The 24,403-nt window shown below is 70.6% G+C and carries 24 protein-coding genes; 10 read left to right on the top strand and 14 right to left on the bottom strand.

Annotated features, from left to right (window positions below; all coding sequences use genetic code 11):
- Nucleotides 1-854: hypothetical protein (locus tag TSO352_RS15585; protein WP_109108355.1), on the bottom strand; the 854-nt coding region annotated here is incomplete at its 3' end.
- A 229-nt stretch (nt 855-1,083) separates the two neighbouring features.
- Between TSO352_RS15585 and TSO352_RS15580 the strand changes: the two genes are divergently transcribed.
- Both TSO352_RS15580 and TSO352_RS15575 read left to right on the top strand, forming a co-directional pair.
- On the top strand, nt 1,084-2,217 hold the full coding sequence (locus TSO352_RS15580; RefSeq protein ID WP_109108192.1) for a Do family serine endopeptidase: 1,134 nt from the start codon (nt 1,084-1,086) through the stop codon (nt 2,215-2,217).
- Nucleotides 2,218-2,271: 54 nt separating this feature from the next.
- Nucleotides 2,272-3,048 carry a hypothetical protein gene (locus tag TSO352_RS15575; RefSeq protein WP_109108191.1) on the top strand — a complete coding sequence of 259 codons (777 nt, stop codon included), beginning with the start codon at nt 2,272-2,274 and terminating at the stop codon, nt 3,046-3,048.
- Nucleotides 3,049-3,100: 52 nt separating this feature from the next.
- Here the strand turns inward: TSO352_RS15575 and TSO352_RS15570 are convergent, their stop codons facing one another.
- Together TSO352_RS15570 and TSO352_RS33240 are read right to left on the bottom strand one after the other, a co-directional pair.
- Nucleotides 3,101-3,352 carry a hypothetical protein gene (locus TSO352_RS15570; protein ID WP_109108190.1) on the bottom strand — a complete coding sequence of 84 codons (252 nt, stop codon included), beginning with the start codon at nt 3,350-3,352 and terminating at the stop codon, nt 3,101-3,103.
- Nucleotides 3,353-3,550: 198 nt separating this feature from the next.
- On the bottom strand, nt 3,551-3,769 hold the full coding sequence (locus TSO352_RS33240) for a hypothetical protein (protein ID WP_158284594.1): 219 nt from the start codon (nt 3,767-3,769) through the stop codon (nt 3,551-3,553).
- A gap of 350 nt (nt 3,770-4,119) precedes the next feature.
- Here TSO352_RS33240 and TSO352_RS15565 point away from each other — a divergent pair, with 350 nt between their 5' ends.
- On the top strand, nt 4,120-4,413 hold the full coding sequence (locus TSO352_RS15565) for a hypothetical protein (RefSeq protein WP_109108189.1): 294 nt from the start codon (nt 4,120-4,122) through the stop codon (nt 4,411-4,413).
- A 168-nt stretch (nt 4,414-4,581) separates the two neighbouring features.
- Nucleotides 4,582-4,803, top strand: coding sequence for a hypothetical protein (locus TSO352_RS15560; RefSeq protein ID WP_109108188.1), 222 nt, complete (start codon nt 4,582-4,584; stop codon nt 4,801-4,803).
- A 64-nt stretch (nt 4,804-4,867) separates the two neighbouring features.
- Here TSO352_RS15560 and mtnA read toward each other — a convergent pair whose 3' ends face one another.
- A complete protein-coding gene (gene mtnA / locus TSO352_RS15555) occupies nt 4,868-5,962 on the bottom strand; it encodes an S-methyl-5-thioribose-1-phosphate isomerase (RefSeq protein ID WP_109108187.1) in 1,095 nt (364 codons plus the stop codon).
- A gap of 148 nt (nt 5,963-6,110) precedes the next feature.
- Here mtnA and TSO352_RS15550 point away from each other — a divergent pair, with 148 nt between their 5' ends.
- A complete protein-coding gene (locus TSO352_RS15550) occupies nt 6,111-7,772 on the top strand; it encodes a sensor histidine kinase (RefSeq protein ID WP_109108186.1) in 1,662 nt (553 codons plus the stop codon).
- 55 nt (nt 7,773-7,827) lie between these two features.
- On the opposite strand, the gene TSO352_RS15545 is transcribed toward TSO352_RS15550, so the two are convergent.
- From TSO352_RS15545 to TSO352_RS15535, 3 genes are all read right to left on the bottom strand, one after another.
- Nucleotides 7,828-8,295 (bottom strand): Dps family protein, encoded by a 468-nt coding sequence (locus tag TSO352_RS15545; protein ID WP_109108185.1) that lies wholly within the window; start codon nt 8,293-8,295, stop codon nt 7,828-7,830.
- A 157-nt stretch (nt 8,296-8,452) separates the two neighbouring features.
- The gene (locus TSO352_RS15540; RefSeq protein WP_247872121.1) at nt 8,453-10,168 is read right to left on the bottom strand and encodes a HAMP domain-containing methyl-accepting chemotaxis protein; all 1,716 of its coding nucleotides are present in this window, start codon (nt 10,166-10,168) and stop codon (nt 8,453-8,455) included.
- Between the two features lie 78 nt (nt 10,169-10,246).
- The gene (locus TSO352_RS15535; RefSeq protein WP_109108184.1) at nt 10,247-10,729 is read right to left on the bottom strand and encodes a cache domain-containing protein; all 483 of its coding nucleotides are present in this window, start codon (nt 10,727-10,729) and stop codon (nt 10,247-10,249) included.
- Nucleotides 10,730-11,443: 714 nt separating this feature from the next.
- On the opposite strand from TSO352_RS15535, the gene TSO352_RS15530 reads away from it, so the two are divergent.
- Together TSO352_RS15530 and TSO352_RS15525 are read left to right on the top strand one after the other, a co-directional pair.
- Nucleotides 11,444-13,483: an elongation factor G gene (locus tag TSO352_RS15530; protein WP_109108183.1), complete on the top strand. Its 2,040-nt coding sequence runs from the start codon at nt 11,444-11,446 to the stop codon at nt 13,481-13,483.
- Between the two features lie 155 nt (nt 13,484-13,638).
- Nucleotides 13,639-13,845, top strand: a complete 207-nt coding sequence (locus tag TSO352_RS15525) for a TOBE domain-containing protein (protein ID WP_109108182.1) — start codon at nt 13,639-13,641, stop codon at nt 13,843-13,845.
- A gap of 103 nt (nt 13,846-13,948) precedes the next feature.
- Here the strand turns inward: TSO352_RS15525 and TSO352_RS15520 are convergent, their stop codons facing one another.
- Complete coding sequence (locus tag TSO352_RS15520) at nt 13,949-15,154, bottom strand: aspartate transaminase (protein ID WP_109108181.1); 1,206 nt, start codon at nt 15,152-15,154, stop codon at nt 13,949-13,951.
- 408 nt (nt 15,155-15,562) lie between these two features.
- Between TSO352_RS15520 and TSO352_RS15515 the strand changes: the two genes are divergently transcribed.
- On the top strand, nt 15,563-15,991 hold the full coding sequence (locus tag TSO352_RS15515) for a cytochrome c (RefSeq protein ID WP_109108180.1): 429 nt from the start codon (nt 15,563-15,565) through the stop codon (nt 15,989-15,991).
- A 66-nt stretch (nt 15,992-16,057) separates the two neighbouring features.
- Here the strand turns inward: TSO352_RS15515 and TSO352_RS15510 are convergent, their stop codons facing one another.
- Nucleotides 16,058-17,188 (bottom strand): cytochrome-c peroxidase, encoded by a 1,131-nt coding sequence (locus TSO352_RS15510; protein WP_247872120.1) that lies wholly within the window; start codon nt 17,186-17,188, stop codon nt 16,058-16,060.
- A gap of 196 nt (nt 17,189-17,384) precedes the next feature.
- Nucleotides 17,385-18,077 carry a cytochrome b/b6 domain-containing protein gene (locus tag TSO352_RS15505; RefSeq protein WP_109108179.1) on the bottom strand — a complete coding sequence of 231 codons (693 nt, stop codon included), beginning with the start codon at nt 18,075-18,077 and terminating at the stop codon, nt 17,385-17,387.
- 241 nt (nt 18,078-18,318) lie between these two features.
- Here TSO352_RS15505 and TSO352_RS15500 point away from each other — a divergent pair, with 241 nt between their 5' ends.
- Nucleotides 18,319-18,555 (top strand): DUF4170 domain-containing protein, encoded by a 237-nt coding sequence (locus TSO352_RS15500; RefSeq protein WP_109108178.1) that lies wholly within the window; start codon nt 18,319-18,321, stop codon nt 18,553-18,555.
- Nucleotides 18,556-18,615: 60 nt separating this feature from the next.
- Nucleotides 18,616-19,146: a metallophosphoesterase family protein gene (locus TSO352_RS15495; RefSeq protein WP_109108177.1), complete on the top strand. Its 531-nt coding sequence runs from the start codon at nt 18,616-18,618 to the stop codon at nt 19,144-19,146.
- Here the strand turns inward: TSO352_RS15495 and TSO352_RS15490 are convergent.
- From TSO352_RS15490 to TSO352_RS15475, 4 genes are all read right to left on the bottom strand, one after another.
- Nucleotides 19,130-21,493, bottom strand: a complete 2,364-nt coding sequence (locus tag TSO352_RS15490) for an EAL domain-containing protein (protein ID WP_109108176.1) — start codon at nt 21,491-21,493, stop codon at nt 19,130-19,132. The two genes, TSO352_RS15495 and TSO352_RS15490, sit on opposite strands and share 17 nt — an antisense overlap.
- Before the next feature lie 204 nt (nt 21,494-21,697).
- Nucleotides 21,698-22,516: a hypothetical protein gene (locus TSO352_RS15485; protein ID WP_109108352.1), complete on the bottom strand. Its 819-nt coding sequence runs from the start codon at nt 22,514-22,516 to the stop codon at nt 21,698-21,700.
- Nucleotides 22,517-22,566: 50 nt separating this feature from the next.
- Nucleotides 22,567-22,830 (bottom strand): hypothetical protein, encoded by a 264-nt coding sequence (locus TSO352_RS15480; RefSeq protein WP_109108175.1) that lies wholly within the window; start codon nt 22,828-22,830, stop codon nt 22,567-22,569.
- Nucleotides 22,823-24,400 (bottom strand): portal protein, encoded by a 1,578-nt coding sequence (locus TSO352_RS15475; RefSeq protein ID WP_109108174.1) that lies wholly within the window; start codon nt 24,398-24,400, stop codon nt 22,823-22,825. The genes TSO352_RS15480 and TSO352_RS15475 overlap by 8 nt, the downstream gene beginning before the upstream one ends.
- Nucleotides 24,401-24,403: the final 3 nt, after the last annotated feature.

The raw sequence follows: 24,403 nt of genomic DNA, 5'->3' as shown, positions 1-24,403 counted from the left end.
GGCTTCGCGACAGGGGGTGGGGGTGGCGCGGGGGGCGGCGGAGGCGGGGCGGCGGGGGCCGGCTCCGCACGCTCCATCACACCGGGGACGCTGTCGAACAGGGCGTCGATGGCGTCCTGGCTGACCTCCGGCCCGCCCAGTTGCGGACCGTTCAGCAGATGCGCGTCGGGTCGGGTGTCGCCGATCTTGCGGTGCGAGGACACCTCGCCCGATCCTTGCGGGTGATCGGTGACCGACAGCCGGTCGACGCCCCAGATCTCGATCATCGTGTTCACGCGCTCTTCGATGTAGCGCAGCGTGTTGACGACCTTGGTGGTGCGCTGGCCGGTGATGTCCTGGAACGAACAGGCGGTCATCACCTCGATGCACCACGCCTCGATCGCGTCGATCTGTTCGGCCAGATCGGCGTCGTTGCGCGGCATCGACATGGTGATTTCCTGAATCTTCTCCGTCGCGTTCAGGATGTCGGTGGTGGCGCGTTCGGTGGCGGCGACGATCTCGTCCAGCTCGCCGGTCGCCGCCTCGATCCGGTTCGACCCGGTGTCGGTGGCCTTCAGGGCGGCGATGTCGCTGCGCGCCTCGCGCACCACCTGGGTGATCGCGGTCAGCTCCTGCTGGATGCGCGGATCCTCGCCGGGGGCGAAGGCGGCGAAGGCGGACGGCGCGGCGCCGCCCAGCCGGTTGACCTGAGCCTCCAACTGCCCGACCAGCCGCTGGAAATCGTCGGAGGCGACGACGCGGCAGCGCCGGTCGCGCATGCGCAGGAAGGCGCGCCCCCGCGCGGTCTGCGACAGGGCCTCCTCCATCTGCAGATACTCTTGCTCGCTCAACTCGAGCAGCGACCCGCCGGTCATTCCGATCAACCCGTTCCCTTGGTCCACCCGCCCCGCACGTCGTCGGGGCCGGGCCAGCCCTGCTCTATACCACCAAATTTCTTTACCGGGAGTTTCCGCCATCCTCCGGCTATCATCGCCGCGTCGTGTCTAACGGGCCAGCGACGGGCCGTCAGGCTTGAACCGCCTGCGCGTTTGTCCCAAATCTGCCCAGCCAATCAAGAATCCACAGTCAAGGAAGGACGGAACCATGAAAGCGGTCGTGCGGCCGGTGGTGTTTGCGACGGCGGTCGGGATGGCGGCGCTGACCGGTTGCGCCCTCTTCGCCCCGGCCGACTCCGGGCTGGGCCGATGGGGCCTGGGGCCGTCGCCGGCGGCGGCGGCGCTGCCGCTGGGCGCGGTGGGCGGCGGCGGCACCATCGCCCCGATGCTGGAGCAGGTGACGCCGGCGGTGGTCAACATCTCGGTGCTGAGCCAGGCGCCCCAGGCGGAGAACCCGCTGCTGCGCGACCCGTTCTTCCGCCGTTTCTTCAACATGCCGGACCAGATGCCGCAGGGCCGCCCGCAGGTCAGCGCCGGGTCGGGGGTGATCGTCGACGCCCGCAACGGCTACGTCGTCACCAACAACCATGTGGTGGAGAACGCGCAGGAGATCGCCGTCACCCTGAAGGACCGCCGCCGCCTGCGCGCCAAGCTGATCGGGCGCGACGCCGCCACCGACATCGCCCTGCTGCAGATCAAGGCCGACAGTCTGACCGCGCTGCCGCTCGGCGACTCGGACGGGGCCAAGGTCGGCGACTTCGTCGTCGCCATCGGCAACCCGTTCGGGCTGGGGCAGACGGTCACCTCCGGCATCATCTCGGCGCTGGGGCGCAGCGGGCTGAAGATCGAGGGGTACGAGGACTTCATCCAGACCGACGCCTCGATCAATCCCGGCAACTCCGGCGGCGGGCTGGTCAATTTCCAGGGCGAGCTGATCGGCATCAACACCGCCATCATCGGCCCGGCCGGCGGGTCGGTCGGCATCGGCTTCGCCGTTCCGGTCAGCATCGTCCGCTCGGTGGTCGAGCAGTTGCGCGAGTATGGCGAGGTGCGGCGCGGCCGGCTGGGCATCGCCATCCAGGATCTGACGCCCGACCTCGCCGAAACCCTCAGCCTGAAGGGCGACGAGGGCGCGCTGATCGCCAAGATCGAGCGCGGTTCGCCGGCCGACAGCGGCGGCCTGCGCAGCGGCGACGTGGTGGTGGCGGTTGATGGCCGGCCGGTGCGCAGCGCCACCGACTTCCGCAACCGCATCGGTCTCATGCGCGTCGGTACGCCGGTGCAGTTGACGGTGGTGCGCGACGGCGGGCAGAAGTCACTGACCGTCCGCACCGCACGCTGAGCGGCGGCCCCCGATCAGGACCCCGTCCAAAGACAGGAGCGACCCCGTACCGGCATGATGCGTTCCAGCCCCCCACGCCGCCCCGCCGCCCCGCCGGCGCCGGGCGGCGGCCGCAGCCCGGCCCAACGCCAGCGCGAGATCGCCACGCTGCTGATGCGGCTCGACGCCACGCTGAAGCAGTCGGCGGAACTGGCGACGGCGGCGCGCGAGCGGGTGTCGATCGGCGGGCTGGGGCGCTACCGCCGCTTCAGCCGGCGGGTGCGCGACTTCTTCGCCCTGGCCGCGGTGGCGCAGGAGCGGCTGGACGCCGCGCCGGAGGAGATGGAGGACCTGATCGTCCCGATGACCACCGCGCTGGAGCGGCTGCACGCCCGCATGGTGGTCCAGTTCGTCGAGGGCAGCGCCGGCTTCTTCGCCAGCTTCGCCCGGGTGAAGGCGCTGCCCATCGGCACGCACGAGATGTGCGGCGTGGAACTGCGCGGCGTGCTGGAGATCCGCAAGTTCCTCGACGATCCCCTCTATGAGGGGGAGCAGGGGCAGGCCCTGCGCGCCGAAACCGACCGCATCGCCGGGCTGATCCGCCGGGTGATGGACCGCATCCCGCCCCTGCCCGATTTCGGCGACGAGCCCAGCATCGGCCCGCGCGGGACGGTCAACAGCCCGCTGAAGGGGCCCAACGCCGGGCTGCCGCCGAATCGCGGCGCCAGCCGCCCGGCGCCGCGCCCGTCCCAGGCGGTCGCCCCCGCGCCGGTCCCCGCCACCAATGCCCCGGCGCCCAACACCGAGGTGCGGGCGCTGAGCCTCGACCAGTTCGAGGATGACGAGGACTGACGGGGGGCGTGTGTCAGCGCCGCGTCATCGGGTGGACATCACCGGCTCGGCCTCACCGATGCCGGTGCCCGTCGTCAGCCGTCAGCGCGCCCACGGCGGCGCCCGCGGCACCGCCCAGCAGGCCGCCATAGATCGCGCTGCCGCCGGTCACGGCGCCGATGGCCGCACCGCCGGCCGCACCGATGGCGCCGCCGGTCAGCGCGCGGTTCTCGCGATGGTTCAGGTTCGAACAGCCGCCGAGGGCCGCCGCGCCGATCAGCAGCGCCAGCGCCCCGGTGGTGAATGTCCGCTTGGTCGTCGTCATGGGTGTCTTCCTTCAAACACAGGCATGGCCGCCGGGCTGGACCCTCGAACACCGAGGAGGCCTTCCGACGGCCACGCTTATGTTTGGTGACGGACGCACGGCGCTGCTGTGACCATTTCGGGGTATCCGCCGCACCCGGCCGGCGAGTTTATCCCCCTTTGCCCACACGCGCTTCCGTCCCGCGCCCGCCCGGTGGCATCAGCGCTTCAACTTCGGGTCCTCGCCCTTGGCGTGGCTCTTGCCCTTCTCCTCGGCGCGACGAAGCTCCTCGCCCTCCGGGCCGTCGACCGCGCGGCGGGCCCGGTCGGCGTCGCCCTGCACGTCGTGGTTCTTGACGTGATCCTCGACACCGCGGCGGTACTGCGCGTCGGCGGTGCGGTTGCCCTCCCCCTCGTTCTTCGGTGTGTCGGCACCCATGGGGTCCTCCAATACGGTCGTTGAATTGGGCGGCGGCGGTGGCGTGCCTGAGGCCATCGACCCCGCTGCTCGAAACAACGCGCGGAGGGCGGCAAGGTTTCCCGAAAGCCTTTCTGGCGCTTAACCATTATTGAAATGTGGACAAAAAGAAATTGGTGAGACCCGTGCGCCTTGTCGAAAACGATCACAAACAATCATAACTTTTCCCGTGAATCTTCACGATGAATTGGCTAGGAGTTCCCTTTATATCCCGACACCGCTGACCTGAGCGATCATGAGATCGGCCCCTGCCGGACCGCGCCACCGCGTCGTTCCGGGAGAAAGGCCGGCCATATGGAAGACTAGAGACGATGCCGACCAGCGCCACCATTCCCAACATCGCCCCCGCCAACAGTCCGCTCGGCGACCGCCGCGCCGCGGACGGTCCGTCCCCGCTGCGGCTGGGCCAAGTCATCGAAATGGCGACCACCGGGGTGTGGGTGGTCAAGCGTGATGGCGTGTTGGCCGCCATCGGTGGCCGGATGTGCTGGCCCGACCGCGCGTCGCTGGAGCAGGCGGCGGCGCGCGCCGGAATCGCGCTGTCGGACATCGCCGTCCACACCGGTGCGATGTCGGGCGGCGCCTTGCGGAATGGCCGGCCCTAACCCGGCGGCGGCAGCTCGTCCCGAGGTCATCGCAAGAGCGCATTACCCCTCCGGTGCAGGGCGCCGCGACAAAGGGACAGTTGCACCAGCGATGCGCTTCTCCCAATATCCGGTGTGCGGATCAACATTTGGTGTGACCGGTCCGCAATCACCGCTTCATTGGGGCCTATGGACGACATCGACCGCCAAAGAACGCTGGCCTATTTCGAGCGCCTCGGCAAAGAGCGCGTCCGGCTGTACACCGCCATCGATTGCGAGCGCTTTCTGGGCGGCTGGCAGGTTCGCGAACTGGCCGACGAATGGCTGGACGCCAAGCATGCGGAGGGCGCGCCGAAGCGGCTGTGGCGCCGCCTGCTGGCCGACCGCCGCCCCTCCTCCGCCGATCGCTGACCCGGATCACACTGATTCCGGAAAGTTCCGACTTGTGGTCGGCACTTTCCGGCCCTGGTGTCGTTCAGCCCCGTTCGGGGAACAGCCCCAGCAGCCCCTGCCGCGTCGCCGGGCAGACGCCGCGTTCGGTGATCAGGCCGGTCACCAGCCGCGCCGGCGTGACGTCGAAGGCGAAGTTGGCGACCGGGCTGCCGTCGGGGGTGACGCGGACCGTCTCGATCCGGCCGTCGGCGGTGCGGCCGGTCAACTCGCTGACCTCGCGGCCATCGCGCTCCTCGATCGGGATCTGGCGCACGCCGTCGGCGATGGTCCAGTCGATGGTCGGTGACGGCAGCCCGACATAGAAGGGTACGCCGTTGTCGTGCGCCGCCAGCGCCTTCAGATAGGTGCCGATCTTGTTGCAGACGTCGCCAGTCGCGGTGGTGCGGTCGGTGCCGACGATGCACAGGTCGACTTGGCCATGCTGCATCAGATGGCCGCCGACATTGTCGGCGATCACGGTGTGGGGAACGCCGTGGTGCTTCAGCTCCCACGCGGTCAGGCTGGCGCCCTGGTTGCGCGGCCGCGTCTCGTCGACCCAGACATGCAGCGGGATGCCCTGCTCGAACGCGGCGTAGACCGGCGCCAGCGCCGTTCCCCAGTCGACCGTCGCCAGCCAGCCGGCGTTGCAGTGGGTCAGCAGGTTGACCGGCTCGCCCGGCCGCTTGCGCTCCGCCGCGGCGCGGATCAACGCTGCGCCGTGGCCACCGATGGCGCGGTTGATGGCGACGTCCTCGTCGGCGATGGACGCTGCCTCCGCATCGGCGGCGGCGACGCGCTCCGGTTCCGGCAGCGGCGCCAGCCGGGCGCGCATCCGTTCCAGCGCCCAGCGCAGGTTGACCGCCGTCGGCCGCGTCGCCAGCAGCGTGGCGCAGGCCCGCTCCAGCCCGGTGTCGCCGGAGTCGGCGCGCATCGCCAGCGCCACGCCGTAGGCGGCGGCGGCACCGATCAGCGGGGCGCCGCGCACCAGCATGGCGCGGATGGCGTGGGCGGCGTCCTCCAGCGTCGTCAGGCGGACGACCGCGAAGTCATGCGGCAGGCGGGTCTGGTCGATGATGGCGACGGCGCGCCCGTCCTCCTCCGGCCAGATGGTGCGATAGGCCGAACCGTCGATCCGCATAAACCATCCTCCCAATGCCTGATGCCTTTGTCGGCACCACACAATAGGTGGTGGCCGCTGCCGCTTCAACGCGGGTAGCGTTCGACGGAACCGCCAACCGCCGGACGGTGTTACCGTTTCCGGATAGCATGAACTGGCCGAATTCCACATGGTTGCCGACACGATGCCGCTGCGCGCGCTGCGTTCCCACCCGTCCCCGCTCTACCGGCTTCCCGGTTCGGCGCTGGTCCTGATCGCCTGCACGGCCGCGGTGCTGCTGACCATCGGGCTGTCGGCCGTCTTCGCCTGGCGCGACCGCAACGAGGCGATCCAGCAGGCCACCGGGGTGGCCGGCAACATCGGCCTGCTGGTGGCGGAGCACGCCTCCCGCCTGTTCGAATCGGGTGACCTGCTGCTGACCCAGACCGCCACGCTGGCCGGCCCGGCCGGTGCGCCGCTGCCCGACGACGACGCCACGCGGGAGCGCATGGCGCTGCTGGCGACCAGCGCCCCCCACGTCGTCGGGCTGGAAATCCGCGACGCGTCGGGCGCCCTGCGTCTGGCGAGCCGGACGGACGGACGCGCCCCCGGCGGCGACACCCAGCCGGCCCTCACCGCCACCAAGCGGGCGATCGGCGACGGCCGAATGGACGGGCGGCCGGTCATCACCCTGTCGCAGCCGCTGCCCGGCACCGACACCCCGGGTGCGGGGGCGCCGCGCGGCTGGGCGGTTGCGGGGCTCGACGCCCGCGCCCTGCGCGACGTCTACCGCTCGCTCGACGTCGGCTACGGCCACAGCATCGCGCTGACCCGGCCCGACGGCACGGCGCTGCTGCGCGAGCCGGAGAGCGGCGGCACCGACGACGGCAGCAACGCCGGTGCGGGCCGCGCCGACGACATCATGGTGTCCCGCCCGGTCGGCGACACCGGGCTGTCGGCGGTGGTGACGATCGCCACCGACAGCGTCCTGACCCGCTGGAGCGAACGGCTGTGGATCTACGCCGCCTTCGCCGCCGCCGCCTGCGCCACCGTCGCGGTGATCGGCGCGCTCGCCATCCAGCGGGCGCGGCGCGAGCGCGAGGCGGAAGACGCCCTGCAGCACGCCTACGACACGCTGGAGGAGCATGTCCACCAGCGCACCGCCCAGCTTGAGCGGGCCAACGCCCAGCTCGAACTGGCGCTGACCGACAAGGAGGTGCTGCTGAAGGAGGTCCAGCACCGGGTGAAGAACAATCTGCAGGTGATCTGCAGCCTGCTGCGCCTGCAGGCCGCCCGCATCGACGAGCGGGCGCGCCGCGGCTTCGACGAGAGCCTGCGCCGCATCCAGACCATGAGCCTGCTGCACGAACTGCTCCACCGCTCCGACGAGCCGGCGCACCTGAACTTCGCCGACGCGCTGCGGCAGATGTGCGACGGGCTGGTGCGGTCCGACAACCCGACCGCCGCCCGGCTGGAACTGGAGGCGGAGGACTGGATCATCGACGCCGACCGCGCCACGCCGCTGGCCATCGCGACCAGCGAACTGGTGTCGAACGCCCTGCTGCACGCCTTCCCGCACGGGCACCCCGGCACCGTGCGCGTCGTGCTGGAAGGGGCCGAGAACGGCATGCGCCTGATCGTGCGCGACGACGGCGTCGGCCTTCCCGCCGGCATGCCGAGCCAGCACAAGCGTCCCAGCCGGGGCGGTGCCAGCAGCGGGTTGGGCCTGAACCTGGTCCAGGCCCTGTCGCATCAGGCCGGCGCCGCGCTGAAGATCGAGCGCGACAACGGAACCATCTTCACCCTGTCGATCCCCAACCAGCCCGCCCGCCACGCCAAATCGGCGGCGTAACCCCGGTCAACGCCCCGCCGCGGCAGGGTCCGCGGCGGGAAGAGCCGCGGAGCGGCTACTCCAGCATGCTGCGCAGCATCCAGGCGGTCTTGTCGTGGATCTGCAGGCGCTGGGTCAGCAGGTCGGCGGTCGGTTCGTCGCTGCCCTGCTCGGCGGCCGGGAAGACGCCGCGGATGGTGCGGGCGGCGGCCTCATGCCCCTCGACCAGTTGGCGGATCATGTCGTTCGCCTTGGGAACGCCCGCCTCTTCCTTGATCGACGCCAGTTCGGCGAACTGCGAGACGCTGCCCGGCGCCGGATAGCCCAGCGCGCGGATGCGCTCCGCGATCTCGTCCAGCGCGTTCCACAGCTCCGTGTACTGGGTCATGAACATGGTGTGGAGCGTGTTGAACATCGGCCCGGTGACGTTCCAGTGGAACGAATGGGTCTTGATGTAGAGCGCGAAGGTGTCGGCCAGAACCTTGTTCAGACCTTCGGCGATGCTCTTACGGTCGGCGTCCGAGATCCCGATGTCGATCTTCATGCGTTCGATCCTTCTTGTCTTGGTCCTGCATCATGCCCCGGCGCCGACGCGGCCGTCACCGGCCGCCGCCCCGCGGTTCCGGACAACAGCTTGGGCGCAGGAGGAAGGTTTCAAGACTGATGCGACCAAACTTCGCGGGCCGGCCTTCCGGCCCCGCTCACCCCTGGCGCAGGCGGCCGATGAAGTTCTTGACCTCGCGGTTGAGCGTGACCGCCTGGCCGTCGAGCAGTTCGGCGGCGCGCAGCACTTCGCCGGCGGCGGTGCCGGTCTCGCCGGCGCTGGCCGACACGCCGGCGATGGTCCGGGTGACCTCCTGGGTGCCGGTGGCCGCCTCCTGGACGTTGCGGGTGATCTCCTGGGTCACGGCGGACTGCTGTTCCATGGCGCCGGCGATCGAGCCGACGATCTCGTCGATGCCGACGACGGTGTCGCCCACCCCCTTGATCGCGGCGACGGCGGCGCCGGTCACCTGCTGCATCGCGGCGATCTGGGTGCCGATGTCCTCGGTCGCCTTGGCGGTCTGGGTGGCGAGGTTCTTCACCTCGCTCGCCACCACGGCGAAGCCTTTCCCCGCCTCGCCCGCCCGCGCCGCCTCGATGGTGGCGTTCAGCGCCAGCAGGTTGGTCTGCGCCGCGATCGAGTTGATCAGCCCGACGATCTCGCCGATGCGCGCGGCGGCGTCGGACAGGCCGACGACGTGGCCGTTGGTTTCCTCCACCGCCCGCACCGCGCCGCGCACCATCTCGAAGGAGCGGCGGACCTGTTCGCCGATCTCGGCGATCGAGGCCGACATCTCCTCGGACGCGGCGGCGGCGGTCTGCACGCTGGCCCCCGCCTGTTCGCTGGCGGCGGCGACGGTGGCGGCCTGCCGGTTTGCGCTGGTGGCACGGTCGAGCATGCCGGCGGCGTTGCTGCGCACCTGATGGGCGCCGGCGCCGACCTGCTGCACCACCTCCGCCACGCGGGCCTCGAACAGGTCGGCCAGTTCGCGGATGGCGCGACGCTTTTCGGCCTCGGCCTCGGCCTTCTGGCGTTCCTGCTCGGCGGTCAGGCGTTCGACCTCGCGGGCGCTGGACTGGAACACCTCCAGCGCGCGGGCCATGGCGCCGATCTCGTTGCGCATCCAGCCGCCCTCCACCACGGTGTCGAGCTGGCCGGCGGCGAGGTCGGTGGTGCTGCGCGACAGCCGCTGCAGCGGCCGGGTGATGGAGCGCGCCAGCACGAGGCCCCCCGCCATCATCGCCAGCAGCAGCCCCGCCATCACCAGCGCGAAGCGCAGCCGCGCGTCGGCGGCGGCGTCGCGGGTCGCCTGGGTCGCCGCGGCGGTCGACCGGCCGATCGCCTCCTGCGCCGCCATGATGCGGCCGGTCAGCGCGGCGAACCGGTCGTCGGTGTGGGCCATCATCGGGATGCCGATCAGGCGGTCGATCGCCGCCATCTGGTTCATCTCGTCCACCGCCTTGGCGTAGGCGTCGAGCCGGGCCGACACATCGTCCAGCATCGCCCGCTCCGCCTCGGACAGCGGCATCGCCCGCAGCGCCGCGATGGTCGCGCGCGCCTTGGCCTGATTGGCGGCGATGGCGTCGCGCATCGCCTGGAGCTTCGCCTCCTCGATGCCGGAGCCGGAAAGCGCCAGGTGCCGCGACACGTCGCTGTGGATGACGGAGGCGATGGCCACCAGCCGGTCGACCTGACCCAGCCGATCCGCCGCTTCGCGGTGGATGCCGTCGATCGCGGTCAGCGCCCGCTCCGCTTCGCGGTCGGCGAGCGCCAGCGCCGCCACCGTCAGGACGATCCCCATCAGGGGGGCCACGAACACCCGCCCCGCCACCGACAGGCCGGACAGCCGCGCAAAGACACCGCCGTTCATCATCACCCCCCCCCTATCGCCGCCCCGAAAGGCCGCCCCGGACGGTGGTCTGTCCGGGCGACCGGCCTGCCCCGAGCGCGGTTACTTGTAGATGCCGACGTAGGCGACCAGTTCCTGGCCGGGGACACGCTTCACATAGGTGATCTTCGGTTCGATCCTGTTGCTGGCCGGGTTCAGCCAGCGGTACTCGACCCAGCCCTCGCCCTTGTCCTTGGCGACCGCCAGCACGTCCTGCACGATGAAACGGCCATCGGGGTCCTTGACGTTGATGACGCTCTGGCCGACGCCGGCCGGGCGCGGCGGATAGACCTTCCACACGCCGGCGAAGTCGATGACGTTGACGTAGATCTCGCCATGCTTGAACGGGCCATCGGCGTTGAAGCTCTTGGCGGCGTCGTCCAGCCCCTTTTCGGCGATCAGGTCGGCGGCCTTCAGGGTGATGGCCTTGGCGTCCTCCTGCGTCGGCTTGGCCTCTTCGGCGAAAGCCGGGGTGGACAGGGGGGCGGAGACGGCGGACCCGACGGAGATCAGGCCGGCCACCAGCAAGCGGAACCACAGGCGCATGTGCTCTTTCCCCAAGGATAAGGGCCCACCGACGTGTCACCGGCCGGCCCGTTGAACGTTGTTCAGCCGCGTTGCATCGCGTGGTCACATTCGCGTTTGCGGCTTGTTGCCCGCGACGGTACTACCAGAAGGTTTCGTCTGTTTGTCGGTCGGATTTCGTTACGGTCATATTGCATTGCAATATAGCAATCGCGCAACCAACCGCGGGCCCAAGCGTTCCGGACCGGCGAGTCCCTTCAATTTGAAGCGTTTACGCCGGCATCCCGCCGGACCGCCGTTGTCGGAGCCGGGCGTGACGCGCCGCTTGCGGCGAATCGACGCGCCATGGCCGCACCCGCGTCGGCCGTTCCCCGTGCGTGACGGTTTGCCGCCCCTTTTTTCCATCGACAGGGCCGTCGTTCGGGTGGACCATCGATCAAGTCCGCTGCGGGCGCCCTGCCGGCCCCGGATTCGCCGCGTTTTCGGCCGCTTTTCCGCCGCCGGCATCGCCCACAGCGCGTTCCACGAGGGTCGGGCCGCAAGGACACGCCACCGCCGCCCCTCTTTCGCGGATCTTGGTAGGTCTGAAGAGTTCCGACGCCACAGGCGAACAGGCCGCTCGCCGTCCGGTGCACGACGTCCGGCCCGGCGGTCCGCGAAGACGGCCCAACGCATCGATGGCCCGAAGAACCCGCGGCCGAGGAATCACGGGCAGAGGAATCACGGGAGGTGTGAATGCCGCATACGCAAATCCGGACGGCGCGCTGCGCAGCGCTGGTCGGCCCCTATCTGGCCGGCAAGACGACGCTGCTGGAAAGCCTGCTGTTCGCCGCCGGCGCCGTCACCCGCAAGGGCAGCGTGCGCGACGGCAACGCCGTGGGCGACAGCGCGCCCGAGGCGAAGGCCCGGTCGATGAGCACCGAGTTGAACGTCGCCTCCTTCGATTACCTGGGGGAGCGCTGGTCGATCCTGGACTGCCCCGGCTCGGTCGAACTGGCGGGCGAGGCCCAGGCGGCGCTGATGGCCGCCGACATCGCCGTCGTGGTGGCGGAAGCCGCGCCCGACAAGGCGGTGCTGCTGGCGCCGCTGTTCAAGTTCCTCGACGACCACCGCATCCCGCACCTGCTGTTCATCAACAAGATCGACGGGCTGGGCGACCTGCGGGTGCGCGACGTCGTCGCCGCCTACCAGGAGGTCTCGACCCGCAAGCTGGTGCTGCGCGAGGTGCCGCTGCGCGAGAACGGCCAGATCACCGGGCTGGTCGACCTGGTCAGCGAGCGGGCGTGGCGCTTCAACCCGCACAAGCCCTCCGACCTCGTGGCGTTGCCCGACAGCGCCCGCGACTGGGAGAGCGAGGCGCGGCAGTCGATGCTGGAATCGGCCGCCGATTTCGACGACGCGCTGCTGGAAAAGCTGCTGGAGGACATGGCCCCCGACAGCACCGAACTGTACGAGACGCTGGCGCACGAACTGGCCGACGACCTGATCGTCCCCGTCTTCTTCGGCTCGGCCGAGAACGACAACGGGGTGCGCCGCCTGCTGAAGGCGCTGCGCCACGAGGGGCCGGAGGTGGCGGTCACCGCGGCCCGCATCGACGCCCCGAAGGATACGGCGGCCACGGCGCAGGTGGTGAAGACCATGATGGGCTCCCACGCCGGCAAGCTGAGCCTCGCGCGGGTGTGGCGCGGCACCGTTACCGACGGCATGGCGCTGGGCGGCGAGCGGGTGTCCGGCATCTTCCAGCTGTTCGGCCGCGACCAGACCAAGGTGCCGCAGGCCATGGCCGGCGATCTCGTGGCGCTGGGCCGGCTCGACAAGGCGGCGACCGGCGACCGGCTGACCGAGAAGGCCAACCTCGGCCCGCCCGCCGACTGGCCGGAAACGGCGGCCCCGGTGCATGGGCTGGCGCTCCGCGCCGAGAACCGCAACGACGAGGTGAAACTGTCCGCCGCCTTGCAGAAGCTGCGCGAGGAGGACCCGTCGCTGACCCTGGAGCTGTCGCCGGAAACCGGCGAGCTGGTGCTGTGGGGCCAGGGCGACGTCCATCTGAAGCTGGCGATGGACCGGCTGCGCAGCCGCTTCAACGTCGCGGTCAAGGGCCAGCCGCCGCAGGTTCCGTATAAGGAGACGATCCGCAAGGGCACCAGCCATCACACCCGCTTCAAGCGCCAGACCGGCGGCCACGGCCAGTTCGCCGACATCCATGTCGAGATCCGGCCGCTGCCCCGCGGCGAGGGCATCCGGTTCGAGGACGCGGTGGTCGGCGGCAGCGTGCCGCGCCAGTACATCCCGGCGGTGGAGGCCGGCGTGCGCGAGGCGGCGGCCCGCGGGGCGCTGGGCTTCCCGGTGGTCGACTTCGCGGTGACGCTGACCGGCGGCCAGTTCCACGCCGTCGACAGTTCCGACATGGCGTTCAAGACGGTGGCGCGGCAGGCGATGGCCGAGGCGCTGCCGGCCTGCGAGCCAGTGCTGCTGGAGCCGATCCTGACCGTCACCATCGCGGTGCCCAGCGCCTTCACGCCGAAGGTGCAGCGGCTGGTCAGCGGCCGGCGCGGCCAGTTGATGGGCTTCGACGCGCGGCCGGGCTGGCCCGGCTGGGACGAGGTGAAGGCGTGCATGCCGCAGTCCGACATGCAGGATCTGATCGTGGAGCTGCGGTCGCTGACCTTCGGTGTCGGCAGCTACAGCGCCGAGTTCGAACGCCTGCAGGAGGTGGTCGGCAAGGCGGCCGACCGCGCGGTGGAAATCCGGCGGGAGCTGCTGGCCGCGCAATAGCCGATCGACTACAGCGCCTCCTGCCGCTGCCCAAGGGCCGGGCAGCGGCAGGGGGGTTCCGCTGCTTCCTGTTGGATATGACGATGGCCGGGCTTAAGCTTCCGTCGTCCGCATGTCGCGGCGCAGCAATCCCTTGGCGATAAGGACCGCATCCGATGAAGCTCAGCGCGCGCAACCAACTGAAGGGCACCGTCACCGCCGTGGACAAGGGCCCGGTGTCGGCCAAGGTGAAGATCGACGTCGGCAACGGCACCATCATCACCTCCACCGTCACCAGCGAGACGGTCGAGGATCTGGGCCTCGCCGTCGGCGACAGCGTCACCGCCATCATCAAGGCGTCGGACGTGCTGATCGGGAAGTGATTCCCGGCGGGTGGCGCATAGACGCCCCCTCCCCGAGCGCCCAAACGAAAAGGGCCGGCACCCTGCGGTGCCGGCCCTTCGTTCATCAACAGCGCCGCAGCGATCAGCCGCGCAGGTTGCCGCAGGCGCGCTGGATGCGCTTGCAGGCCTCTTCCAGCGCTTCCGTCGAGGTCGCGTAGGAGATGCGGAAGTGCGGGGCCAAGCCGAAGGCCGAGCCCTGGACGACGGCGACGCCTTCCGACTCCAGCAGGTAGGTGACGAAATCCTCGTCGGTCTTGATCACCTTGCCGTCCGGCGTCGTCTTGCCGATGGTGCCGGCGCAGGACGGGTAGACGTAGAAGGCGCCTTCCGGCTTCGGGCAGTGCAGGCCGGTGGCCTGGTTCAGCATCGACACCACCAGGTCGCGGCGCTGGCGGAACACCTCCGCACGCTCCTTGATGAAGTCCTGCGGGCCGTTCAGCGCCTCGACGGCGGCGGCCTGGGCGATGGAGGTCGGGTTCGAGGTCGACTGGCTCTGGATGACGCCAATCGCCTTGATCAGGTCCTTCGGGCCGCCGGCGTAGCCGATGCGCCAGCCGGTCATCGCGTAGGACTTCGACACGCCGTTGACCGTCAGGGTGCGGTCGTACAGCGACGGCTCGACCTGGGCCGGGGTGACGAACTCCAGGCCGTCATACAGCAGGTGCTCGTACATGTCGTCGGTCATGACCCAGACATGCGGGTGCTTGACCAGCACGTCGGTCAGCGCCTTCATCTCGGCGCGGGTGTAGGCGGCGCCCGACGGGTTCGACGGCGAATTCAGGATCAGCCACTTGGTCTTCGGCGTGATCGCCTTTTCCAGGTCGGCGGGCTGCAGCTTGAAGCCCTGCTCGGCCGGGCAGGAGACGGCAACCGGCGTGCCTTCCGCCAGTTCCACCATGTCCGGGTAGCTGACCCAGTAGGGCGCCGGGATGATGACCTCGTCGCCCGGGTTCAGCGTCGCCATCAGGGCGTTGTACAGCACCTGCTTGCCGCCGACGCCGACGGTGATCTGCTCCGGCGTGTATTTCAGGCCGTTCTCGCGCTCGAACTTGGCGCAGATCGCCTTCTTCAGCGCGGGCGTGCCGTCCACCGCGGTGTACTTGGTGTCGCCGGACTCGATCGCCTTGATCGCGGCGGCCTTGATGTTGTCGGGGGTGTCGAAGTCCGGCTCGCCGGCACCCAGGCCGATGACGTCGCGACCGGCCGCTTTCAGCTCGCGGGCTTTGTTGGTCACGGCGATGGTCGGCGACGGCTTGATGCGGGACAGGCGGGACGCGATGATCGACATGGCGATGGGCCCCCTCAGGGCTTGTGGTGGCGGTAGGGCGGAAGACCGTGGGCGCGCGGCCCCAACCATCCGGGCAGGGCGCGCCGCGGGACCTTACTTCCGCTCCCGGCCCGTGGCAAGGCCGGTTCGGCCGGGAATTCGGCCGGGATCGGCGGTTTTTCCGCCCGGTGACACGACCGCACCAAAAGGAAGCCGCCGCAATGTCGGCCGGCGCGGCCAAGCAACGCGGCCGGAGAAGCACGGTGCGGCGCAGACAATGGCACCGCTCCGGCCAGGATTATTGCTTATGACACAAATGAACGCTAGGACAGGCGGGTCACAGTCCGCCCACTTCACTTGACAGCGTCGGCATCGCCGTGTGTAAGGTCACGCCAGGGGCTTCAACCGATGAAGGGTACGCGTATCGTGATGCTTTCCCGTATTGTGCTGGCGGCGTCGGCCGCGCTGATGCTGACCGGCGGCGTCGCCCTGGCGCAGGACGTCATCCAGACCCGCAAGGCCGGGTTCGACGACTACAAGAAGGCGATGGGCGAGATCAAGGACGCCGTGGGCAAGGGCGATCTGGCCACGGTCGGCCCGGTGGCGGGCCGCATCGACGCCTTCGCCGCGACGATCCCCAGCCTGTTCCCGCCCGGCTCCGACAAGGGCAAGACGGCGGCCAAGGAGCTGATCTGGGCGAACTTCCCGGACTTCACCGCCAAGGCGCAGGATCTCCAGGCCTCGGCCAAGGCGCTCCAGGTCGCCGCCGCCTCGGGCGACAAGGCGACGACGGCCAAGGCGTTCGGCGCGATGGCCGACAGCTGCAAGGCCTGCCACCAGCGCTACCGCTCCGAATAAGCGGGACGCCGGCCCGAGAAACCCCTCCGCCGCCCCCGCGACGGAGGGGTTTTTCATGCCCCGAGGTTACTTGAACACCGGCTGCGGCGTCGCCGGCGTGCTGGCCGGCAGCAGCGGGTACTCGACCCGGGGCTGCTGCCCGGTCAGCGATTGCAGGAACGCGGTGATCGAGTCGATCTCCTGGTCGGTCAGGGTGGCGCCGAGCTGGCTCGATCCCATCACCGCCACCGCCTGGCGCAGGTCCCACACCTTGCCCGAATGGAAATAGGGCGCGGTCAGCGCGACGTTGCGCAGGGTGGGGGCGCGGAAGACATACTCGTCGTCGGCGGTCTTGGTGACGGCGAAGCGGCCCTTGTCGGTGGGCGGCAGGATCTCGGCGCCCGGCTTGGCGACCACGCCGAAGGGGAAATAGTCATGGCCGCCGACGTTGACGCCATTGTGGCAGCCGGCGCAGCCCTTGTCGATGAACAGCCCCAGCCCGGCCTTCTGCGTCGCGGTCAGCGCGTCGGCCTTGCCCTCCAGATACTGGTCGAACGGGGCGGCGGGGGTGGTCAGCGTCGCCTCGAACGCCTCGATCGCCATCGCGACGTTGTCGAAGGTGACGGGGGTCGTCTCGTTCGGGAACGCGTCGGCGAACTTGGCCTTGTAGGCGGGGACGCTGTTCAGCACCGCCATCACGCGGTCGGGCGTGCTGTTCATCTCCACCCCGGCCTGGATCGGCCCCTTGGCCTGGGCCTTCAGGTCCTCCGCCCGGCCGTCCCAGAACTGGGCGACGTTCAGCACCGCGTTCAGCACGGTCGGCGCGTTGCGCGGCCCCTTCTGCCAGCCGTGGCCGACCGAGGTTTCCAGCCCGTCCACCCCGCCGAGCCCCAGATTGTGGCAGCTGTTGCACGAGAAGATGCCGCTGGCCGACAGGCGCGGGTCGAAGAACAGCATCTTGCCCAGGTCGATCTTCTCGCGGGTGACGGCGTTGTTGCGGACCACGGGAAGGGTGGCCGGCAGCGGCTTGAACAGCTCGCGCGCGCGGCTCATCAGGGTGTCGGACGGACCGTTCGCGGACGGGGCGGACGCAGGGTCGGCCGCCAGCGCGGCGCCGGCGACGGCCAGGGCCCCAAGGGCGGTGGCGAGGGCGGCGGCCCTGCCGATCAGCGCATGTCTCAAGGATGCGGCGAGGCCGCGTTCGGGTAGCGCGTTCATGGGTGATGTCCCCCGGCGCGGCCACGTCACCCACAACCTGCCATTTCGACCGGTCGCAGGTCGATTGGTCCCGGAATCGGGCCGCTGTCATTGGTTTTGGTGCGGATCAATCTGGAGTCATTCTAGACAAGACGCCGTCCAACCCCAGACGGCGCATTGTCGCACACAACCAACGGCATAGGCCGGACCCGAGGGGTCAGGACGCGGCGCGCAGCACCAGCAGGACCAGCCCGGCCGTCGCCGCCAGGATGGCCAGCGCCAGCGCCGCCGGGGCACGGCGCGGCTCCGTCACCGGGACCGGCACCGCCTTGCGGCCGGTGACCATCGGGCGGATCAGATTGTCCTTCTTGACCAGCAGGTAGAAGAACACCGCGACGACGTGCAGGCCGACCAGCGCGAAGATGCCGTTGGCCAGCACGCGGTGGACGGTGCTGAGCGCCGACACGACGGCGCCGGAGGCCAGCGGCACCAGCGGCCCATCGACCAGGACGTCGTCGCTGGCGAACAGGCCGCTGGACGCCTGCACCAGCAGCACCAGCAGCAGCGCCACCACCATCAGCGCACCCAGCGGGTTGTGGCCCAGGGTGAAGGCCGCCTCGCCCCCGGCCCTCGCCCGCTTCAGATAGTCCAGGATGGCGCGCGGCCCCTTCACGAAATCGGCGAAGCGCGCGGTCTGGCTGCCGACCACGCCCCAGGCCAGCCGGAACAGCACCAGAGCCAGAACTGTTTCGCCCGCCAACATATGAACGGAAAGCACATCCAGCTCGGCCGATAGAACCGCGACCGCCACCGCACCCACCAGCGCCCAATGAAACAGGCGGGTCGGCAGGTCCCAGACCCGAACCTCGCGGCGGTGTTTCTCCCGAGTCGCGGTATGACCACTTGGCATCGCTCGTTCCTCGCAGTGTTTGGCCGTGTTCCTGGCGTCCGTCATCTGCGGCAAAGAGGCGGATTCTTTGCGCTGGTCCTGAAAACGTCGCGGTTCCGTGGTGGCGCAGGTCGAATCCGGAGTCAACAGGCTTGATGCACCGCCCGGGCGGCGGATATGAGAATGCGACGCATCAGCCGGATACCGGCTCAACGATACCAATCGCATCCCGTTCACCCCCCGGACAAAAAAGGACCCTGCCATGCCCGACAAACAGCTCCTCCACCTCGTGTTCGGCGGCGAACTCGTCCGCCCGGATTCCGACCAGTTCGTCGACCCGTCGAAGCTGCACGTCGTCGGCATCTACCCGAGCTACGAGGACGCCTACAAGGCATGGCGCGGCGCCACCGGCCAGACCATCGACGACGCCCACACCCGCTACTACATCGTGCATCTGCACCGCTTCCTCGATCCGGCGGCCGGCGATCACCAGCATTGACGCCGGCTCGTGGCGGAGCCGGCGGGGAACCGTCGGCCCCGCCACCGCGTTGACCGGCCGATGACCGTCCACTTCACCTCCGACACCCATTTCGGCCATGGCGGCGCCCGCGGCCGCTTCCGCCGCCCCTTCGAGTCCACCGCCGCCATGGACGCGGCGATGGAGGCGAACTGGAACGCCGCCGTCGCCCCCGACGACGAGGTCTGGCACCTCGGCGACTTCGCCCTGCACATGAAGCCCGACGCGATGGCCGCGCTGCTCGACCGGCTGAACGGCACCAAGCACCTGATCGCCGGCAACAATGACGGCCCGGCGACGCTGGCGCTGCCCGGCTGGGCCAGCGTGCAGCATTACGCGGAACTGACGCTGGACGGGGTGGAGCTGGTGCTGTGCCACTACGCCTTCCGCACCTGGAACGGCATGCACCGCAAGGCGCTGAACCTGCACGGCCACAGCCACGGCCAGTTGAAGCCGCAACCCCGGCAGATCGACGTCGGCGTCGATGTCTGGAGCTTCCGCCCGGTGACGCTGGCGGAGCTGATGACGCCGCGCCCGCGCCGCAAGGCGGCGGCGCTTACGCCGTCTGCTTGAGCCGGTCCACCAGCAGGCCGCCGGCGGCATCGGCCGGCACCGGGCGGCCGGTCAGCCAGCCCTGCACCTGGGTGCAGTTGTGGTGGCGCAGGAAATTGGCCTGCTCGGTCTTCTCCACCCCCTCGGCCACCACATGCAGCCCCAGCATGTCGGCCATGGCGATGATGGTGGAGACGATGCCGGCGTCCTCGCGCTCCTGCGGGACGCCGTTGATGAAGGAGCGGTCGATCTTCAGCGTGGTGATCGGCAGCCGCTTCAGGTAGCTCAGGCTGGAATGGCCGGTGCCGAAATCATCCACCGCCACCCGGATCCCCATCGCCTTCAGCGCCGCCAGCACGGTCAGCGCGTGGTCGAGATCCTGCATCACCGCACCTTCGGTGATCTCCAGCTCGACCAGATGGGGCGGCAGGCCGTGGCGGTCGACAATGCGACGGAAATCCTCCGCGCTGCGGTTGCGCAGATGCTTGGGCGAGATGTTGACGGCGACCGGCACCGGTTCCAGCCCGGCGTCCAGCCACTCCCGCATCTGGCGGCAAGCCTCGTCCAGCACCCAGTCGCCGAGCGGCACGATGAAGCCGGTTTCCTCGGCCACCGGGATGAACTCGCCGGGCGGGATCATCTCCTGCCCCGGCTTTTCCCAGCGCAGCAGCGCCTCGAAGCCTTCCAGCGAGAAGTCGATCAGCGACACCTTGGGCTGGTAGTGCAGGCGGAACTGCTTCAGCGCCAGGGCGCCGCGCAGGTCGCCGTCCAGCGCCAGTTGCCGCCGCGCCTGCTCGGCCAGCTCCGGGCGGAAGAAGGCGTGGCGGCGTCCGCCCATCCGCTTGGCGGCGTAGAGCGCGGTGTCGGCGGCGCGCAGCAGCGCCTGCGGGTGGTCGGCCTCGTCCGCCGCGACATGGTCAGGGTAGAGGGCGATGCCGACCGCCGGCCGGACGTAATGCTCGCACCCCGACAGGGTCACCGGGGTGTCGAACGCCTCCAGCACGCGGTCGGCGACGGCGGCGGCCTCGTCGGTGTCGCCGATCTCCTCCAGGATGACGGCGAAGTCGTCGGTGCCGATGCGGCCGACCAGATCGGCGTCACGCACGGTGGCGGCGATGCGCCGTGCCACCTCCTGCAACAGGGCGTCGCCCGCCTGGTGGCCCAGCGTGTCGGTGACCAGCTTGAAGCGCGACAGGTCGAGGCACAGCACGGCGAAGCGCCGGTCATGACGCCGGCTGCGCACCACCGCCGCCTCCAGCGCCGATTCGATCATCGCCCGGTTGGGCAGGCCGGTCAGCCGGTCGCGGGTGGCCAGCCGCATCAGCTCGCGCTCGTGCCGCAGCCGCTCGGTCACGTCGGCCAGGGCGCAGACGAAGCCGCGGCGCCCCTGCACCACCAGCGGCGACACGCTGAGCGACGCGTCGATGCGCTCCACGGGGGTGCACCCGCCGGGGGCGGTGCCGCCCGGGCCGGGCCGTTCGATCCCCAGCGCTTCCGCCCGCGCCGGCCACGGCCCGTCCCCGTTGCCGTCCACCCCGGCCAGCAGCGCGTCCACCCGCGCGCGGTCGGCGGCGGCGAACAGCGCCGGCAACGGCCGGCCGCGCAGGGCGTCGGCGGCGACGCCGAACAGCGCGACGGCGGCCGGGTTGTGCTCCTCGATCCGGCCGGCGGCGTCGACCAGCAGGATCGCCTCGCTGACGTTGGTCATGATGCCGGCCAGCCGCTCGTCCCGTTCGATCAGGGCGACGGCGGCGCGGCGGAAGAACTCCATGGCCCGCGCCATCGCCCCGAACTCGTCGCGGCGGTCGCGGCCGGGGATGTCGATGTCGGTCCGCCCCTCGGTCAACTGGCGCATGCGGACCGACAGCGCCTCCAGCGGGCCGACGACGTTCTGCGACAGGAAGCGCGACACCGGCCAGCTCAGCACCAGCAGCGCGCCCAGGAACAGCAGGAATCCCGAGGCTTCGACCCGAAAATCGCGGTCGATGTCGTCGACGTCGCTGGCGGCGCCGACCGCCCAGCCCCACGGCTCGAACCGCCCCTCGGCCGTCACCGAGCGGTCGAGCGCCGGCCAGCCCGGCGGGACGACGCCGTCGGTGAACACCGTGACGTGGAACGGGGCGGCGGACAGCGCGCCCAACGCCAGCAACGCCCGGTCGCGGGCGTCGGCGGGCGTCACCGTGCCGGTCCGCACCGCGTCGTCGAGGGTGCGCAGAAGTCCCTTGGCCGAGTCGACCAGGGCGGCGGCCATCTGCCCGCGCTCCGCGATCATTCCCTGCCGCAGCAGGGTGAGGGCGGGGATCGCCGCCATCAGGCAGCCGATCAGGCCGATCCAGGTCAGCCAGCGTATCTTGCGGCGCAACGTCATCGGGGCCCGGCGTCGATCTTCCATCCGTTCGATAAACGGACGATGTGTTGCACGGAGCGGAAAGTGGAGCTTTTGTTTCAAACACGCAATTGAATTTTTCTTCGCACACGCCATGAATGGCGGTCCAATCCATTCTTTGGTTGCGCACCGCGACGCATTGCCTCGCGCCGGCAGCTCCCATGCCGGCGCGAGCACAACCGGACCCTAGCGCTGGCTGGGATAGAGGCGCTGGAAGCCCTCGGTGACCCGGGCGATGACGCCCGGATCACGCTCCCGCCAATAGCGCGGGTCGCGCATCAGGGCGCGGAGTTCCGCCTCGCCCCCGCCGCCGGAACTGCGGGCGCCGGCCATCGACAGCGCCGCCGGCTCGCTGCCGGTCATCATCGCGTGGAGCGCCATGACACCTTCGTAGGTGGTCGACAGCCCCTCCACCGCCGCCGGCGGCAGGTTCTTGCCGGCCCAGGCCAGCAGTTGCCGCGACACCTCGCGCCAGCGCTCCTCGCCGCCGAAGCGGGCGACCAGCCGCTCCACCTCGCGTTCCGCCTGGAACTCGGCCGCAAGGTGCTGGATCAGCGGGACCATCCGCTCGGCGGCCAGATCGTAGAGCAGTTGCGCCTGGTCCGGGGTGTAGCCGGCCTCGAACAGGCGGCCGTTGATCTCCGGGTCGGGCTGGAACAGGCCGTGGTCGCAGGCGATCCGGTAGCCGTCCGGCGAGTCCGGCGCCCCCAGCGCCCGGCGGAGCTGCCCCGGATCGAGCGCCGCCGGGTCGAACGGAGCTTGGTCGACGGGGTTCGCCATGGCCGGGTCGGGAAGCGTGGCCTCCGCCCCCGGACCGGGCATCGGCGCCGGCATCGGCGCGGGCGCCGCGGCGGCCTGCGACGACAGCCGGCGCTCCAGCTCCAGATAGGATTTCAGCAGCGCTTCAACACGCAGGGCGCCGGTCTTGGGATCGCGGAACTTCTCCGGCACCGGCGGCACCGCGCCGCCGGGTGCCAGGGGAACGGTCAGCAGATTGTCGGCCATCATCGACTCCTCATGTCAGGTCCTGGAGAAGGAAAAGGGGCGGCCCCAATTCAGGCCGCCCGCCCCCGCGCCACCAGCGCGAGGATCGCGGCGACCAGTTGCCGCTGGCCTTCGAGGTGGCGCAGCGTCGCCTCCGGCGCGTCGGGGCCGAGCGCGCGGTCGAGCGTCATCGCCCGCAAGACCGCCAGCACCCGCGCGCCGTCGGTCCCGGCGAAGCAGCGGGCGAAGCTGGGCGCCGGGTCATCGGCGGCGGGAGCGCGGGGGCCGCCCGGCGGCGGGTCGTCCAGCCAGTCCCAGCCGGCGCGCTCAGCCATGCGCCACCACCACGGGTGCGGGTGCGGGCGCCGGTGCGGTGGGAGGAACGGGAACCGGGGCGGGCGGCGTGGCAGCTGCGACCTCGGCCCGCATCAGCTTGGCCGGCACGCCGAAGGCCTCGCCCAGCCAATGGGCGGTCGCCGCCGCGTCCACCGCGGCGCCCGCCTCCGCCCCCAGCGCCTTGACGCTGTCGAGCCAGCGCAGCGTCGCCTGGACGTCGCGTTGCGCCTGGGCCTGGGCCAGCGGCGAGCGGTGTTGCAGTTCGACCAGCCGGCCGTCGACGGTGATGTCCGGGATCTCGCCGCGCCGGCGCAGGATGGACACCGCGCGCAGCAGCAGCGGCGTCATCAGCTCGGCCTGGAGCCGGCCGTAGGTGGCGCCCAGCAGCCGCGCCATCTCGGCGGAGCGTTCCAGCACCTCGGTCGCGGTCATCCGCGCCGACTCGATCGGCCCCAGCCGGTCGGCCAGCAGCGCGTGGCGGATGCGCCCGCGCAGATCGTCCAGCACCAGTTGCGACACGTCAAACCGGCCGGGGTTGGCCAGCGGCGTCAGCCCGGCGGAGCCCACCGCCTTGGGGATGATGGTGCCCGGCACCAGCCGGATCGTCGCCGGGTTCAGCACCCCGTCATCCTCGGCCTGCCAGATGCCGGTGACGGCGATCGAGGCGTTCTTCAGCACCAGCTCCACCACCTTGTTGGCGGTCTTGATGTCGGGCAGCGCCTTCATCACGGGCGAGCGGCCGTAGGTCTCGCCCGGCGCCTTCAGCCAGCGGAAGTTGATGAAGGGCGACTGGGCGAAGCGGCCCTGCGCCAGCCAGGACGGATCGGCCAGCCCGCTGTCCAGCACCACCCCCCAGCGGTAGGCGGCGCCGTCGGGCAGCACCGCCTCGACCAGGGCGAAGCGGGCGTCGGGATCGTCGGCCGCCCGCTTGCGCAGCTCGTCGGGCAGGTCGGCGCCGGGGAAGCGCTGGAGGATCTGGGCCAGCGTCGCCTCGCTGCGGCGGAAGGTGGCGTCGAGCCGGCCGTCCGGCCCCTCCTCCAGCACCGCTTCGGCCAGCGGCACCGCGGTGAAGCGCAGGCTGGACGGCGAGCCGGGGGTTGCTTCCTCCATCAGCAGGCAGGCGGTGCCGACGGTGACGAGGTCGAGGAATGCCTGATGGATCTCCACCGCGAAGTTCGAGCGGTCGACATGCGCCTGGACGATGCCGGCGGCGCGGTCGAGCATCGGGGCGATGCGGTCGCGCTCGGCCCCGACCAGCGCCGGTCCGGGCTGGAAGCCGAACCAGCGCGACCAGGGCGGCGTCAACTCCGACAGCAGGCTGGCGGCAAGCTGCTCCACCGCGTCGGGGGCGGTGCCGTCGAACAGCCGGTCGACCCGGCGCTCGCCGGGGGTGCCGCCGCCGCGGAAGGGCTGGCCGTTGGGCAGCGCGTGGTCGTAGCAGTCCTGCCAGTGGCTTTCCCACACGGTGCGGCGTTCGCGGGCGGCGCGATAGCGCTCCAGCAGGATTTCGGGCTCGGACAGCTCCGTCGTCCTGCGGGGCTTCGGCGTGACGGGAGGCGGGGCGGGCATCGG

It is taken from the genome of Azospirillum sp. TSO35-2, assembly GCF_003116095.1.
GTDB lineage: Bacteria > Pseudomonadota > Alphaproteobacteria > Azospirillales > Azospirillaceae > Azospirillum.
Note: the sequence above shows the minus strand (reverse complement) of the source record. Positions and strands in the feature narration are given on the sequence as shown.

What these genes read in the sequence shown, in the direction of transcription:
- TSO352_RS15575 (WP_109108191.1), top strand. Translation starts at nt 2,272, where the DNA reads ATGATGCGTTCCAGCCCCCCACGCCGCCCCGCCGCCCCGCCGGCGCCG.
- TSO352_RS15515 (WP_109108180.1), top strand. Translation starts at nt 15,563, where the DNA reads ATGCTTTCCCGTATTGTGCTGGCGGCGTCGGCCGCGCTGATGCTGACC.
- TSO352_RS15485 (WP_109108352.1), bottom strand. Translation starts at nt 22,516, where the DNA reads ATGGCCGACAATCTGCTGACCGTTCCCCTGGCACCCGGCGGCGCGGTG.
- mtnA (WP_109108187.1), bottom strand. Translation starts at nt 5,962, where the DNA reads ATGCGGATCGACGGTTCGGCCTATCGCACCATCTGGCCGGAGGAGGAC.
- TSO352_RS15540 (WP_247872121.1), bottom strand. Translation starts at nt 10,168, where the DNA reads ATGATGAACGGCGGTGTCTTTGCGCGGCTGTCCGGCCTGTCGGTGGCG.
- TSO352_RS15535 (WP_109108184.1), bottom strand. Translation starts at nt 10,729, where the DNA reads ATGCGCCTGTGGTTCCGCTTGCTGGTGGCCGGCCTGATCTCCGTCGGG.
- TSO352_RS15545 (WP_109108185.1), bottom strand. Translation starts at nt 8,295, where the DNA reads ATGAAGATCGACATCGGGATCTCGGACGCCGACCGTAAGAGCATCGCC.
- TSO352_RS15570 (WP_109108190.1), bottom strand. Translation starts at nt 3,352, where the DNA reads ATGACGACGACCAAGCGGACATTCACCACCGGGGCGCTGGCGCTGCTG.
- TSO352_RS15560 (WP_109108188.1), top strand. Translation starts at nt 4,582, where the DNA reads ATGGACGACATCGACCGCCAAAGAACGCTGGCCTATTTCGAGCGCCTC.
- TSO352_RS15475 (WP_109108174.1), bottom strand. Translation starts at nt 24,400, where the DNA reads ATGCCCGCCCCGCCTCCCGTCACGCCGAAGCCCCGCAGGACGACGGAG.
- TSO352_RS15530 (WP_109108183.1), top strand. Translation starts at nt 11,444, where the DNA reads ATGCCGCATACGCAAATCCGGACGGCGCGCTGCGCAGCGCTGGTCGGC.
- TSO352_RS15510 (WP_247872120.1), bottom strand. Translation starts at nt 17,188, where the DNA reads ATGAACGCGCTACCCGAACGCGGCCTCGCCGCATCCTTGAGACATGCG.
- TSO352_RS15495 (WP_109108177.1), top strand. Translation starts at nt 18,616, where the DNA reads ATGACCGTCCACTTCACCTCCGACACCCATTTCGGCCATGGCGGCGCC.
- TSO352_RS33240 (WP_158284594.1), bottom strand. Translation starts at nt 3,769, where the DNA reads ATGGGTGCCGACACACCGAAGAACGAGGGGGAGGGCAACCGCACCGCC.
- TSO352_RS15550 (WP_109108186.1), top strand. Translation starts at nt 6,111, where the DNA reads ATGGTTGCCGACACGATGCCGCTGCGCGCGCTGCGTTCCCACCCGTCC.
- TSO352_RS15525 (WP_109108182.1), top strand. Translation starts at nt 13,639, where the DNA reads ATGAAGCTCAGCGCGCGCAACCAACTGAAGGGCACCGTCACCGCCGTG.
- TSO352_RS15505 (WP_109108179.1), bottom strand. Translation starts at nt 18,077, where the DNA reads ATGCCAAGTGGTCATACCGCGACTCGGGAGAAACACCGCCGCGAGGTT.
- TSO352_RS15490 (WP_109108176.1), bottom strand. Translation starts at nt 21,493, where the DNA reads ATGACGTTGCGCCGCAAGATACGCTGGCTGACCTGGATCGGCCTGATC.
- TSO352_RS15580 (WP_109108192.1), top strand. Translation starts at nt 1,084, where the DNA reads ATGAAAGCGGTCGTGCGGCCGGTGGTGTTTGCGACGGCGGTCGGGATG.
- TSO352_RS15480 (WP_109108175.1), bottom strand. Translation starts at nt 22,830, where the DNA reads ATGGCTGAGCGCGCCGGCTGGGACTGGCTGGACGACCCGCCGCCGGGC.
- TSO352_RS15500 (WP_109108178.1), top strand. Translation starts at nt 18,319, where the DNA reads ATGCCCGACAAACAGCTCCTCCACCTCGTGTTCGGCGGCGAACTCGTC.
- TSO352_RS15520 (WP_109108181.1), bottom strand. Translation starts at nt 15,154, where the DNA reads ATGTCGATCATCGCGTCCCGCCTGTCCCGCATCAAGCCGTCGCCGACC.
- TSO352_RS15565 (WP_109108189.1), top strand. Translation starts at nt 4,120, where the DNA reads ATGCCGACCAGCGCCACCATTCCCAACATCGCCCCCGCCAACAGTCCG.